This is a genomic window from Streptomyces sp. NPDC053426 (assembly GCF_055585405.1).
In genome coordinates this window covers 235,852-249,665 of the sequence record NZ_JBVJKE010000012.1, presented here as the reverse complement: position 1 = coordinate 249,665, position 13,814 = coordinate 235,852, and the positions used below count along the sequence as shown (strand labels likewise).

The window sequence follows — 13,814 nt, the reverse complement described above, 5'->3', positions numbered from 1 at the left end:
CCAAACGGTGAACAACCCCTGAATCAGAAGGCGTAGCGCAGCAGCCGGTGCGCGTAGCGGAGTTGTGGAATGCTGCGCATGCTGGCGCCCACCAACCTTTCGACGGGACGGGCGCTGGCGAGATGCGGCGAATCGAGCAGCGACCACTGCTCCTGGAATCGCAAGCCCGGGATCCTGCTTTCCAGAGACCGGGGATCTCCGACACCCCAGCCAAATGTGGCGCCCGTGGCCCGCAGGAGTTGCGAGTACTTGGCGAATCGGAGAGTCCACGGGAGTACGGCGTCAAACATGACCGCACCCTGCGGAAGATGCCGAGTGAGCCGTCGAAGCATTTCCTCCCCGTCGGCTTCCTGGAGATACGGCGTCAGCCCTTCGGCGACCACAAGCGTCGGCCGGTCTCCAGGTACAGAATTCAACCACTCCTCCGTGGTAACCGATGCTCCGATCATCCGGTAACCGTCGCGGTCCGGATAGAGCCGGCTTCTCAACTCGATGACGTCCGATACATCAACGTCAATCCACTCGACACCGTTGGGTAGGTCCATCCGGAATGGCCGGCTGTCCAGGCCGCACGCGAGATGCAGCACCACCGCGTTCGGATGGGTCGTCAGGAACCCCCTGGCCCACTCATCGAGCTTGCTGGCACGGAACGTCACGATCCGCACGTCCTTGGTGGCTGTCCTGATGCGGCTGAAGTCGTAGTCGATGCGGCGCAGCAGCTCCTCCGCCGTGGCGTCTCCCAGTACGGGATCCGGTTGTTGATTGTCCAGAGCGCGGGCCTGAAGTGTGGCTAGGAGCGTCTCGTGTACGCCGGCCAGCCGGATCGTTTCACCCATGGAACAGCAGCCTCCAAGTGCACACAGCGTGGCGTCAAGAGCGCCCTGAGTGCGCAGACAGGAGCAGATTCTGGACACATTGCGGAGGGAGAAGTCGGGACACTTCAAGGTATTCGTCGCCAAAACGCAACAGCGATTGGCGCGGCGCTTGGCGCGATCTGATCAATGCGCCTACGGGGTGCAGCGCCTTTGATGGCTTGAACCCTTTCGTTGGCAAGGTAAAAGGGGGACCAAGGGGTGAAGGTTTCACATTACATGTTCGAATTTATCAGCCGTTGGGGAGAGGTTGACGTTTGGCGGACAAATCTAGTGGGTATCAATGCCGTTTCATTTTTCCCAGGGCGCCTAACTCGTTGTCAGTTGCAGCTATTCGGCCCATCGTGAGTGATTGTTCGATGTTGACTGGATGGATCGGAAGATGTTCATGTGGATGAGCCAAGAAGCGCTGCACTGGTCGGCCCGAGGGGGAAACCGATTCCCACGCAGGGGCGACTCGTGTGCGTGTATCCGATCGACTGAAAGGCTGCACCTTGTCCACTGAAGAAATCCCGGTACTGATAGCCGGCGGAGGTCTTACCGGACTATCCGCAGCCCTCTTTCTCAGTCAGCACGGGATCTCATGCCGCCTGGTGGAGAAGCACCGGGGAACCACGGTTCTGACCCGGGCGTCGGGAATCAGCTCCCGCACGATGGAGCTGTTGCGTGGTGTGGGCCTGGAACAGACCGTGATCGAGCGCGGGCCGAAACTCATCGAGGGAGCCCGCTGGCGCGAACTCGGTCAGCCGGCGAACCAGATCCCCTGGGTCGTCATCCGGGCCAACGGCCTGCACGACCTGGAGAACGCGGTGACCGTCGAGGAGCCTTCGCTCGACGTCGGCCACCTCAGCCCCACCCGTCCCTACTGGTGCGGGCAAGACAGGCTGGAGCCGATCCTTCGCGACGAGGCCGTCCGCCGTGGGGCCCGTATCGACTTCAACACGCGTATGGACGCGTTCACGGCGGACGAGAGCGGAGTCACGGCCACGATCGTCGACCAGGCCACCGGCGAGGAGAGCACGGTCCGCGCCCGATACCTCATCGCGGCGGACGGGGTGCGCAGCCCCGTACGGGAGAAGCTGGGGATCTCGCGCACCGGACACGGCACGATCGGCAACGCCATGAGCGTCCTGTTCAAGGCAGACCTGAAGGACACGGTCAAGGGTCGGCGCTTCGTCATCTGCTACCTGCCGAACCCCGACGAACCCGGAGTCCTCCAGCTCCCGGACGTGCCGGCCGTACTCCAGCTGTTCGACGAGGAACGCTGGATCTTCGGCTTCTTCTACGACCCCCGGGAGACCTCGGCCGAGCAGTTCACCGACGAGCGCTGCGCGCAGATCATCCGGACCGCAACCGGGCTCCCGGACCTTCCGATCGAGGTCCAGATGGCCAGGCCCTGGGAGATGTCCCACAACAGCGCGCGCTCCTACCGCAGCGGCCGGGTCTTCCTGGCCGGGGACGCCGCTCATGTGCACCCGCCCGCCGGTGCCTTCGGAGCGAACGGTGGTATCCAGGACGCCCACAACCTGGCATGGAAGCTGGCGGCCGTCCTGAAGGGAACGGCCAGCGACGCCCTGCTCGACACCTATGAGCAGGAGCGCCTGCCGATCGGTGCCGCCGTCGCCGATCAGGCATGGATCCGCCACACCTGGAGGCTCAACGACTCCGAGGAACTGCGCCGCGAGCTGCGCGAGTCGACGCTGGTCGCCACCGGCTACCGCTACACCTCCGACGCAATTCTCGGTGCCGCCTACCCGGAACCCATCCCCGCCGAGCACGACCTCACCGGCCGGCCGGGGCACCGCGTGCCCCATCTCTGGCTGAACCGCGGCGGGGAGCGCATCTCGACGGTCGACCTCAGCACGGACGCGTTCGTCCTGCTCGCCGGACCCGGCGGCGGCGAGTGGCAGGCCGCGGCCGACAAGGTCACGCAGGACCTGGGCGTACCCGTGCACTGCCACACTGTGGGTAGCGACGGGCAACTGGCAGATCCCGACGGGGCCTTCCTCAACACCACGAATCTCACACGGAACGGTGCGCTGTTGATCCGGCCGGACGGCTTCGTGGCGTGGCGGACCGAAAACCTGCCGGAGGACGCCGCCGGGAAGCTGCGGTCCGCAGTGGAGCGGATCCTGGCGCGAACCCCCGACACGCCCGGCGTCACGGCGCTGGAGGGCTGACCGCATGGCGACCATCTCCCTCTCGCCGGACCTGTTCACCCTCGTCAACGTCTTCACCGTCGCCCCAGAGAAGCAGCAGGAACTGCGCGACCATCTGGTCCAGGTGACCGAGGACCTGATCCGGCACATGCCGGGTTTCGTCTCCGCGAACTTCCACCTCAGCCGCGACGGCGAACAGGTCGTCAACTACGCCCAGTGGCGGTCGGAGGCCGACTTCCGCGCCATGCACGCCGATCCGCGGCTGCAGAGCCACTTCGACTACTGCCGGTCCGTCTCCCGGCCGAAGCCGATCTTCTGCGAGCTCACCCACTCCTTCGACGCCGCGTCACCGGACGGAGCGTGAACATGGCCTACCGGGCACTCATGGTCCTGCGTATGGACCCGGCGGACGCATCGCACGTGGCAGCCGCGTTTGCCGAGCACGACAAGACGGAACTGCCGGTGGAGATCGGGGTCAGGCGACGGGTCCTGTTCCGCTTCCACGATCTGTACATGCACCTCATCGAAGCCGACGACGACATCATGGAGCGGCTCTACCAGGCGCGCAGCCACCCGCTGTTCCAGGAGGTCAACGAGCGCGTAGGGCAGTACCTCCACCCGTACGCGCAGGACTGGAAGGAGTTGAAGGACTCCAAGGCGGAAGTGTTCTACAGCTGGACCGCCCCCGACTCCTGACCGCCGGCCATCCGCGACCATCGCTCAGCACGAAGGAGAACACACCGTGGCAGCCGCCGCCAAGATCGCCATGTCCAGTGTGGCGCCCAGTCACCGGCAAGGGGGGAGCACCCGCGCCCTGCTGACGCCGTCGTCGGTGGGTACGACCTCCGGATTCCTCGGCCACATCGAGCTGGCACCCCAGGAGTCCATCACCGAGCACTATCACCCGTTCTCGGACAAGTACCTGTACCTGATCGAAGGGAACCTCGTCGTCCAGGTGAACGGCGAGGAGGTGCGCCTGGAGCAGGACGAGGCCCTGTTCGTCACCCGCGGCCAGCGACACCGCATCGAGAACCGAGGAAACGTATCTGCACGAGTGGTCTTCCAGATCTCACCGCTCGCCCCGAGGCCCGAACTCGGCCATGTCGACACCGAGCCCGTGCCGCACCCGGCCTCCGCGCCGCCGAAGGTGGGAGGCTGACATGAACCAGCACGCTGAGAAGCGGGTGGTGATCACCGGCATCGGTGTGCGAGCCCCAGGAGGCGTCGGAACCGCGGCCTTCTGGGACCTGCTGACCGCCGGACGCACCGCCACCAGGACCATCTCCACATTCGACGCCGCGCCCTTCCGGTCCCGGATAGCCGGAGAGATCGACTTCGACCCCATCGGCGAGGGGCTGTCGCCCCGGCAGGCGTCGACGTACGACCGGGCCACGCAGCTCGCCGTCGTCTGCGCCCGTGACGCACTGAAGGACAGTGGGCTGGACCCGGCCGAGGTGAACCCGGAACGGATCGGGGTGAGCATCGGCACCGCCGTCGGCTCCACCACCAGCCTCGACCGCGAGTACGAGCGGGTCAGCGACGGCGGCTCGCACTGGCTGGTCGACCACACGCTCGCCGTCGAGCAGCTCTTCGACTACTTCATACCCACCTCCATCTGCCGAGAGGTCGCCTGGGACGTGGGAGCCGAGGGACCGGTGACGGTGGTGTCGACCGGGTGCACCTCCGGCCTGGACGCCGTCGGATACGGCACGGAGCTCATCCGGGACGGACGCGCCGACGTGGTCGTCTGCGGTGCCACCGACGCACCGATCTCGCCCATCACCGTCGCCTGCTTCGACGCCATCAAGGCGACATCGGCCAACAACGACGACCCTGCGCACGCCTCCCGCCCCTTCGACCGCAACCGCGACGGATTCGTGCTCGGGGAGGGCTCGGCGGTCTTCGTCCTGGAGGAACTGGGCGCCGCCCGCCGGCGAGGAGCGCACGCCTACGCGGAGGTCCGCGGCTTCGCCACGCGGTCGAACGCCTTCCACATGACCGGCCTGAAGCCGGACGGCCGGGAGATGGCGGAAGCCATCACCGCGGCCCTGAACCAGGCCCGCCGCACCGGCGAGGACCTGCACTACATCAACGCGCACGGCTCCGGCACCCGGCAGAATGACCGGCACGAGACGGCCGCCTTCAAACGCAGCCTCGGTCGGCGGGCGTACGACGTGCCCGTGAGCTCCATCAAGTCCATGATCGGACACTCCCTCGGAGCCATCGGATCCCTCGAACTGGCCGCCTCCGCGCTGGCGATCGAACACGGCGTGGTCCCGCCCACCGCCAACTACGAGGAACCCGACCCCGAATGCGACCTCGACTACGTGCCGAACGTCGCGAGGGAACAGCGGGTCGACACCGTGCTCAGCGTCGGCAGCGGATTCGGCGGCTTCCAGAGCGCCGCAGTGCTCGCCCGTCCGAAGGAGACCAGCTCATGAGCGCGCCGACCCCCGTCGTGGTCACCGGCATGGGCATCGTGGCACCCAACGGCATCGGCACCGAGGAGTACTGGGCGGCCACACTCGCCGGCAAGAGCGGCATCGATGTCATCCAGCGATTCGATCCCCACGGCTACCCCGTCCGAGTGGGAGGCGAGGTACTGGCGTTCGACGCCACCGCCCATCTCCCCGGGCGTCTCCTGCCGCAGACCGACCGCATGACCCAACACGCCCTGGTGGCCGCCGAGTGGGCACTGGCGGACGCCGGACTGGAGCCGGAGAAGGAGGACGAGTACGGCCTCGGCGTCCTGACGGCCGGCGGCGCGGGAGGGTTCGAGTTCGGCCAGCGCGAGATGCAGAAGCTCTGGGGGACAGGTCCACAACGCGTCAGCGCCTACCAGTCGTTCGCCTGGTTCTACGCGGTGAACACCGGCCAGATCTCCATCCGCCACGGCATGCGCGGGCACAGCTCCGTGTTCGTCACCGAGCAGGCCGGCGGCCTCGACGCCGCCGCCCACGCGGCGCGCCTGCTGCACAAGGGAACGTTGAACACCGCCCTGACCGGAGGATTCGAAGCCTCCCTCTGCCCCTGGGGCCTGGTCGCCCAGATCCCGAGCGGCTTCCTGAGCGAGACCACCGACCCTCACCACGCCTATCTGCCATTCGACGCGCGGGCCGCCGGATACGTGCCCGGCGAGGGCGGAGCCATGCTGGTCGTCGAGCGGGCGGACTCCGCACACGAGCGAGACACCGCCATGGTCTACGGGACGATCGCCGGGCACGCTTCCACCTTCGACTCCCGCCCCGGCACAGGCAGGCCCACCGGGCTGGCCCGGGCCATCCGCCTGGCTCTCGACGAGGCCCGGGTCGCACCGGAGGACGTCGACGTGGTCTACGCCGACGCCGCAGGAGTGCCGGCCCTCGACCGGGCGGAGGCGGAAGCCCTCACCAACGTCTTCGGGCCCGGCGCCGTACCGGTCACCGCACCCAAGACGATGACCGGCCGACTCTACGCGGGAGGAGCGGCCCTGGACCTGGCGACCGCGCTGCTGTCCATCAGGGACTCCGTCATCCCGCCGACCATCAGCACCAGTGTGCCCGCGCCCGGGCTCGACATCGACCTGGTGCTCCACCAGCCCCGTGAGCTGCAGGTGCGCACCGCCCTGGTCGTCGCGCGAGGTATGGGCGGGTTCAACTCCGCAATGGTCGTCCAGCGGCGCATCTGACCAAGCTGTCTCCATGTCACCCGCGCTGAGCGCACACCACCGCATCACACCACTCATCCGGAGGTTCATCGTGCCCCAGATCGGCCTGCCCCGACTCGTCGAGATCATCAGGGAATGCGCAGGAGACCCCGACGAACGAGACCTGGACGGTGACATCCTCGACATCACCTACCAGGACCTCGGATACGACTCCCTCGCCCTCCTGGAGATCTCCGCGAAACTGGAACAGGACCTCGGAGTGTCGATACCGGAGGAGGAACTGAAGACCCCCCGGCACACCCTGCAGCTGGTCAACACCGAGACGACCGTGGAGGTCGCCTGACATGGCAGCGCGCACGGACAACTCCATCCTCATCAACGCGCCGTTCGAGCTCGTCTGGGACATCACCAACGACATCGAGTCATGGCCGGAACTGTTCTCCGAGTACGCCGAGGCGGAGATCCTCCGTCAGGACGACAACGGCTTCGACTTCCGACTCAAGACCCGCCCCGACGCGGGCGGAAAGGTCTGGGAGTGGGTCTCCCACCGTGCGCCCGACAAGGAATCCCGCACGGTCCGAGCGCACCGCGTCGAGACCGGGCCCTTCGCCTACATGAACCTGCACTGGACCTACCGGGCCGTCGCTGGAGGCACCGAGATGCGGTGGGTGCAGGAGTTCGACATGAAGCCCGAGGCCCCGTTCGACAACGCACACATGACCGCTCACCTCAACACGACGACCCGGGCGAACATGGAGCGCATCAAAAAAATCATCGAAGACAGGCACCGCGCGGGACAGGAGACCGCGGCGTCCGTCCTCCCCACCGAACTCCACGCCCAGCAACTGCTCCTGCTGGCAGCTTCCGGACGCCTTGCCCGGATCGTCCACGTGCTGACCGAGCTGAAGATCGCCGATCTCCTCGCCGACGGCCCCCGCCATGTCGCGGAACTGGCCAAGGAGACGGACACCCACGAACTCTCCCTCTACCGCATCCTGCGCAGCGCCGCCTCAGCCGGCGTCTTCGCCGAGGGGCCCGTCAAGACCTTCTCCCCGACGCCCCTGTCGGACGGACTGCGCACCGGCAACCCGGACGGTGTGCTGCCCCTGGTGAAGTACAACAACATGGAGCTGACCAGGCGGCCGTACGACGAGATCATGCACAGTGTGCGTACCGGCGAACCGGCCTTCCAGCGCGTGTTCGGAAGCTCGTTCTTCGAGCACCTGGAAGCCAATCCGGAAGCCGGCGAGTTCTTCGAGCGGTTCATGGCCCACTGGAGCCGCCGGCTCGTCCTCGACGGACTCGCCGACCAGGGCATGGAGCGCTTCTCGCGCATCGCCGACCTCGGCGGCGGCGACGGCTGGTTCCTCGCCCAGATCCTCAGGCGCCACCCGCACGCCACCGGCCTCCTCATGGACCTGCCACGGGTGGCCGCGTCGGCCGGGCCCGTCCTGGAGGAGGCCGGAGTCACCGACCGCGTCACCGTACTGCCCGGCGACTTCTTCACGGACCCCGTCCCCACCGGCTACGACGCCTACCTCTTCAAGGGCGTGCTGCACAACTGGTCCGACGAGCGAGCCGTGACTGTCCTGCGCCGGGTCCGGGAAGCCATCGGTGATGACGACGCACGCCTGCTGATCTTCGACCAGGTCATGGCCCCCGAGAACGAGTGGGACCACGCCAAGATGCTGGACATCGACATGCTGGTGCTCTTCGGAGGCCGCGAACGGGTGCTGGCCGAGTGGCGGCAGCTGCTGGGCGAGGCGAACTTCGACATCGTCAACACGCCCTCCCACACCTGGACGACGCTGGAGTGCCGCCCCGTCTAGGGCTCCCTACCGGACATTCGAAAACCGCGGGGTCTGGCACGCACCAGACCCCGCCCGCCGGAACCGCCAGCCCCACGTTCAAGGAGAGCAAGCACACCATGACACCGCACACGGAAGTCCGCGGACCGGGCGACATCCTCCAGCTGACCATGGCCTTCTACGGATCGCGTGCCCTCATCAGCGCGGTCGAACTGGACCTGTTCACCCTGCTCGCCGAAAAACCGCTGCCCCTCGGAAAGCTGTGCGACCAGGCGGGCATCCATCCCCGCGGCGCGCGAGACTTCCTCGACGCCCTGGTGGCGCTTGGACTCCTGGAGCGGGAGGGCGAGGAGACGTATCGCAACAGCCCGGCCGCCGACCGATACCTGGACCGGCGCAAGCCCGGATACGTCGGCGGCTACACCCGGCTCGCGGACACCAAGCTGTTCCCCGTCTGGGCACAGCTGACTGACGCCCTGCGCACGGGCGAGAAGCAGGTCCCGAGCCAGGGCGGCTTCTTCGGCGGCTACGCGGACCCCGAGGCGGCCCGCGGCTTCCTCGGCGCCATGGACGCCGTCAACGGCGGCGTCGGGCACAGCCTGGCCGGCGCGCTCGACTGGACGGAGTACTCCTCCTTCGTCGACCTCGGTGGCGCGCGCGGCAACCTCGCCGCGCACCTGCACCGAGCACACCCGCACCTCCAGGCCACCTGTTTCGACCTGCCCGAGATGGAACCCTTCTTCCAGGAGCACATGAAGTCCCTGGAGACGACGGACCACGTGCGCTTCGCCGGGGGCGACTTCTTCACCGACGCCCTGCCGCGAGCGGATGTCTACGTCGTCGGGCACATCCTCCACTACTTCGGTCTCCGGCAGCGCGAGGCACTGATCGCCCGCATCCACCAGGCGCTCACCCCGGGCGGTGTCGTCCTCGTCTACGACCGGATGATCGACGACGACCGGCGCAGTGCCGCACTGAGCCTCCTCGGCAGCCTCAACATGCTGCTGACCTCCGACGAAGGACGCGAGTACACCCCCAGCGAGTGCGTCCAGTGGCTCTCCGACGCCGGATTCACCGACATTCGCACCACGGCGGTGAGCGGACCCGACACCCTCGCCATCGGCCGTAAACCCCAGTGAGGTGGTTCGGCAGGACCGTCTGGCTGGGTCTGCTCAGCCTCGGCGCGTTCTGGACCGGGCACCTGCCCGCCGGCCCTCACCGGCAGGAGCGGGCCGTGCCCGTCCCGCCGGCCGGACATCCGGAACGGCTCGTCCCCACGGCGCTCACCCCTCAGGAGCTGATCCTGTCGCGCGAGCTGGGCTGGACCCGCTGACCCGACGAAGAGCCCGACGAGGAGTCCACCCATGACAGCCCCGGTGCCCCAGCACGTCCCCGAAGCCACCCTGCGGGACCGGACCGCCGAACTTCACGCACTTCGGGAGGAGGTACGGCAGGGGCCCGGCCGGAAGGCGACCGAGACCCAGCACACCAAGGGCAAGCTGACCGCCCGCGAACGCGTCGACCTTCTCCTGGACGACGGATCTTTCACCGAGCTGGAGCCGCTGCGCAGACACCGCGCCTCCGGATTCGGCCTGGAGGCCAAGCGTCCCCACACCGATGGAGTGATCACCGGATGGGGCACCGTGCACGGACGTACCATTTTCGTCTACGCACACGACTTCCGGATCTTCGGCGGTGCGCTGGGCGAAGCGCACGCGGCGAAGATCCACAAAATCATGGACAAGGCGGTCGCGGCCGGGGCGCCGCTGGTGTCACTGAACGACGGGGCGGGCGCCCGCATCCAGGAAGGTGTTGCTGCACTGGCCGGATACGGCGGCATCTTCCGCCGCAACACCAGCGCGTCCGGCGTGATCCCGCAGATCAGCGTCGTACTCGGCCCCTGCGCGGGCGGCGCGGCCTACAGCCCCGCGCTGACCGACTTCGTGTTCATGACTCGCGGCGTGTCCCAGATGTTCGTCACCGGTCCCGACGTCGTCCAGGCGGTGACCGGTGAGAAGGTCACGCACGAGGCACTCGGCGGCGCGGACGTGCACGCGGAGACCTCGGGCGTGTGCCACTTCGCATATGACGATGAGGAGACCTGCCTGGAGGAGGTGCGCTACCTGCTGTCGCTTCTGCCGCAGAACAATCGGGAGCACCCGTCGGAGGCGCACTGCACCGACCCCGTCGACCGGCGCTGCGACGGTCTTATAGACCTCGTCCCCTCGGACGGCAGCCGGTCGTACGACATGCGGGCCGTCCTCGCGCAACTCGTCGACGACGGCGAATACCTGGAGGTCCACGCGCGCTGGGCCCCCAACATCGTCTGTGCGCTGACCAGACTGGGCGGTCAGGTGACGGGCATCGTCGCCAACCAGCCGGCGGCCCTGGCCGGAGCCCTGGACATCCAAGCGGCCGAGAAGGCAGCCGGGTTCGTCCAGACTTGCGACGCCTTCAACATCCCCCTGGTCACCCTGCTGGACGTGCCCGGCTTCCTGCCCGGGGTGAACCAGGAACACGGCGGCATCATCCGGCACGGCGCCAAGCTGCTGTACGCGTACTGCAACGCCACCGTGCCGCGAGTTTCGGTCGTCCTCCGCAAGGCGTACGGCGGCGCGTACATAGTGATGGACTCGCAGTCCATCGGCGCCGACCTCACCTATGCCTGGCCCACGAACGAGATCGCCGTCATGGGCGCGGAAGGTGCGGCGAACGTCGTCTTCCGTCGCCAGATCGCCGCCGCGGACGACCCGGACGCCATGCGGGCACGGATGGTCAAGGAGTACCAGTCCGAGTTGATGCACCCGTACTTCGCCGCCGAACGTGGCCTGGTGGACGACGTGATCGACCCGGCGGAGACTCGCCGGGTCCTGATCCAGTCGCTGTCCATGCTCCGCACCAAACATGCCGACCTGCCCCTGCGTAAGCACGGGAACCCACCGCAGTAAGGAGAACAAGAATCCGTGTCCCGTCGTCTGTTCACCTCGGAGTCCGTGACCGAGGGTCACCCCGACAAGATCGCTGACCAGATCAGCGACACGATTCTCGATGCGCTTCTGCGTGAGGACCCGACTTCTCGGGTCGCCGTCGAAACGCTGATCACCACCGGTCTGGTGCACGTGGCCGGTGAGGTCACGACCAAGGCGTACGCGGACATCGCCACGCTGGTCCGCGGCAAGATCCTGGAGATCGGCTACGACTCCTCGAAGAAGGGCTTCGACGGCGCCTCCTGCGGTGTCTCGGTCTCGATCGGCGCCCAGTCCCCGGACATCGCGCAGGGCGTCGACACGGCGCACGAGAACCGGGTCGAGGGCGACGAGGACGAGCTGGACCGGCAGGGCGCCGGTGACCAGGGCCTGATGTTCGGCTACGCCTCCGACGAGACGCCCACGCTGATGCCGCTGCCGGTCTTCCTGGCGCACCGCCTGTCCAAGCGCCTGTCCGAGGTCCGCAAGAACGGCACCATCCCGTACCTGCGCCCGGACGGCAAGACCCAGGTCACCATCGAGTACGACGGCGACAAGGCTGTCCGGCTGGACACCGTCGTCGTCTCCTCGCAGCACGCGAGCGACATCGACCTGGAGTCGCTGCTGGCCCCGGACATCAAGGAGTTCGTCGTCGAGCCGGAGCTGAAGGCGCTCCTCGAGGACGGCATCAAGATCGACACGGAGAACTACCGTCTCCTGGTCAACCCGACGGGCCGCTTCGAGATCGGCGGTCCGATGGGTGACGCCGGTCTGACCGGCCGCAAGATCATCATCGACACCTACGGCGGCATGGCCCGCCACGGCGGCGGCGCCTTCTCCGGCAAGGACCCGTCGAAGGTCGACCGCTCCGCGGCGTATGCGATGCGCTGGGTCGCGAAGAACGTCGTGGCCGCCGGCCTCGCCGCCCGCTGCGAGGTCCAGGTCGCCTACGCCATCGGCAAGGCCGAGCCGGTCGGCCTGTTCGTGGAGACCTTCGGCACCGCCAAGGTCGAGCCCGAGAAGATCGAGAAGGCGATCGACGAGGTCTTCGACCTCCGTCCGGCCGCGATCATCCGCGACCTCGACCTGCTTCGCCCGATCTACGCCCAGACCGCGGCGTACGGCCACTTCGGCCGTGAGCTGCCCGACTTCACCTGGGAGCACACCGACCGCGTCGACGCACTCCGCGTCGCAACCGGGATATGACATGCGCATCGCCGTGACCGGTTCCGTTGCAACCGACCACCTGATGACCTTCCCCGGCCGGATGACCGACCAACTCCTCGCCGACCACCTGGACCACGTCTCCCTGTCCTTCCTGGCCGACACCCTGGAGATACGCAACGGCGGCCCCGCCACCAACATCGCCTACGGCCTGGCCCGCCTGAAGCACCGCCCGCTGCTGGTGGGCGCTGTAGGCACCGATTTCCGGCCCCACGGCGAACAGCTCTCGAAACTGGGAGTAGATGTCTCGGGCCTCCAGGAGTCCACCTCCCGCCCCACCGCACGCATCCTCCGCACCGTCGACGCGCACGGCAACCAGTTGATGTCCTTCTACCCCGGCGCGGAGACCGAGGCCGCCGCCATTGACCTCGTCGACGTCGTCCGCCGTCACGGCGGCATCGACCTGGTCCTCATCGGGGCCGACGAGCCGGCGGCGATGCTGCGCCACAGCCGTGCCTGCCGCTCTCTGGGCATCCGCTTCCTCGCCGCCCCGTCCCACCGACTGGACCGGCTCGACGGCGCTGGCGTCCGCGAACTCGTTGAAGACGCCGACCACCTCTTCACCAGCGAACCCGAACGCGAACTGCTCATCGCAAAAGCTGGCTGGACCCCTGCTCAGGTGCTCTGCAAGGTCGGCACCTGGGTGACGACCCTCGGTGACGAGGGCTGCCGCATCGACCGAGCCGACAAGCCCTCGGCCGAGGTCCCCGCCATCCCGCTCACCACAGTCGCCGACTCGTCAGGCTTCGCGGACGCATTTCGCGCCGGCTACCTTGCCGCCCTTGCCAGGAACATTGACCCGGTGCGCTGCGCAGAGACGGGAGAGGCATTGGCGGCCCTCGCCGTCTCGAAGGTGGGTGCGCAGAGTTACGAGATTCCGCGAGAGATCCCTACGGTGCTGGCTGAGGCCATGGGCCTCGAACACAGCGCTTAGATACGCCCTCACCAGTTGCGGCTGCAGTCGTTACGGGTACATCACACCTGGTGGACAAGCGGACCGCGCCGATGTGATGGAGCCGGTCGGAGCACCCCGCGTCGTGGTCGGCCGAAGAAGGGCTGGCCTCGTGCTGCGTCCCTGCGGAATAGCCCGCGGACGCGGGAGTGCTCCGATCCAGCGTGCCAGGCTCCACAGGCTGAGT

Annotated in this window: 14 protein-coding genes and 1 pseudogene; 14 read left to right on the top strand and 1 reads right to left on the bottom strand. The window is 67.5% G+C overall.

Features of this window, described 5'->3' with window-relative positions:
- Window positions 1-23 precede the first annotated feature (23 nt).
- The gene (locus tag ACZ62B_RS24970) at window positions 24-836 is read right to left on the bottom strand and encodes a class I SAM-dependent methyltransferase (protein ID WP_386741946.1); all 813 of its coding nucleotides are present in this window, start codon (window positions 834-836) and stop codon (window positions 24-26) included.
- Between the two features lie 497 nt (window positions 837-1,333).
- Here ACZ62B_RS24970 and ACZ62B_RS24965 point away from each other — a divergent pair, with 497 nt between their 5' ends.
- From ACZ62B_RS24965 to ACZ62B_RS24900, 14 genes and pseudogenes are all read left to right on the top strand, one after another.
- Window positions 1,334-3,052, top strand: a complete 1,719-nt coding sequence (locus ACZ62B_RS24965) for an FAD-dependent oxidoreductase (protein WP_469692122.1) — start codon at window positions 1,334-1,336, stop codon at window positions 3,050-3,052.
- Window positions 3,053-3,056: 4 nt separating this feature from the next.
- Window positions 3,057-3,395 (top strand): antibiotic biosynthesis monooxygenase family protein, encoded by a 339-nt coding sequence (locus ACZ62B_RS24960; RefSeq protein ID WP_386741950.1) that lies wholly within the window; start codon window positions 3,057-3,059, stop codon window positions 3,393-3,395.
- Between the two features lie 2 nt (window positions 3,396-3,397).
- On the top strand, window positions 3,398-3,727 hold the full coding sequence (locus ACZ62B_RS24955) for a TcmI family type II polyketide cyclase (RefSeq protein WP_469692120.1): 330 nt from the start codon (window positions 3,398-3,400) through the stop codon (window positions 3,725-3,727).
- 46 nt (window positions 3,728-3,773) lie between these two features.
- Complete coding sequence (locus ACZ62B_RS24950; RefSeq protein WP_386741953.1) at window positions 3,774-4,190, top strand: cupin domain-containing protein; 417 nt, start codon at window positions 3,774-3,776, stop codon at window positions 4,188-4,190.
- Window position 4,191: 1 nt separating this feature from the next.
- Window positions 4,192-5,472, top strand: coding sequence for a tetracenomycin C polyketide synthase ketoacyl synthase alpha subunit TcmK (tcmK, locus tag ACZ62B_RS24945; protein WP_386741955.1), 1,281 nt, complete (start codon window positions 4,192-4,194; stop codon window positions 5,470-5,472).
- Window positions 5,469-6,698 (top strand): ketosynthase chain-length factor, encoded by a 1,230-nt coding sequence (locus ACZ62B_RS24940; RefSeq protein WP_386741957.1) that lies wholly within the window; start codon window positions 5,469-5,471, stop codon window positions 6,696-6,698. Before tcmK ends, ACZ62B_RS24940 begins: the two co-directional genes overlap by 4 nt.
- A gap of 13 nt (window positions 6,699-6,711) precedes the next feature.
- Window positions 6,712-7,020: an acyl carrier protein gene (locus ACZ62B_RS24935; RefSeq protein ID WP_469692117.1), complete on the top strand. Its 309-nt coding sequence runs from the start codon at window positions 6,712-6,714 to the stop codon at window positions 7,018-7,020.
- Between the two features lies 1 nt (window position 7,021).
- Window positions 7,022-7,498: pseudogene (locus tag ACZ62B_RS24930) on the top strand (SRPBCC family protein); the annotation flags it as partial.
- A gap of 69 nt (window positions 7,499-7,567) precedes the next feature.
- On the top strand, window positions 7,568-8,506 hold the full coding sequence (locus tag ACZ62B_RS24925) for a methyltransferase (RefSeq protein WP_469692182.1): 939 nt from the start codon (window positions 7,568-7,570) through the stop codon (window positions 8,504-8,506).
- Window positions 8,507-8,604: 98 nt separating this feature from the next.
- Window positions 8,605-9,624, top strand: coding sequence for a methyltransferase (locus ACZ62B_RS24920; protein WP_469692115.1), 1,020 nt, complete (start codon window positions 8,605-8,607; stop codon window positions 9,622-9,624).
- Complete coding sequence (locus tag ACZ62B_RS24915; protein WP_365790390.1) at window positions 9,621-9,818, top strand: DUF6059 family protein; 198 nt, start codon at window positions 9,621-9,623, stop codon at window positions 9,816-9,818. The genes ACZ62B_RS24920 and ACZ62B_RS24915 overlap by 4 nt, the downstream gene beginning before the upstream one ends.
- Window positions 9,819-9,849: 31 nt before the next feature.
- On the top strand, window positions 9,850-11,433 hold the full coding sequence (locus ACZ62B_RS24910; RefSeq protein ID WP_469692114.1) for an acyl-CoA carboxylase subunit beta: 1,584 nt from the start codon (window positions 9,850-9,852) through the stop codon (window positions 11,431-11,433).
- A 15-nt stretch (window positions 11,434-11,448) separates the two neighbouring features.
- A complete protein-coding gene (gene metK / locus ACZ62B_RS24905) occupies window positions 11,449-12,657 on the top strand; it encodes a methionine adenosyltransferase (protein WP_469692112.1) in 1,209 nt (402 codons plus the stop codon).
- Window position 12,658: 1 nt separating this feature from the next.
- Window positions 12,659-13,609 carry a PfkB family carbohydrate kinase gene (locus tag ACZ62B_RS24900; RefSeq protein WP_469692111.1) on the top strand — a complete coding sequence of 317 codons (951 nt, stop codon included), beginning with the start codon at window positions 12,659-12,661 and terminating at the stop codon, window positions 13,607-13,609.
- Window positions 13,610-13,814: the final 205 nt, after the last annotated feature.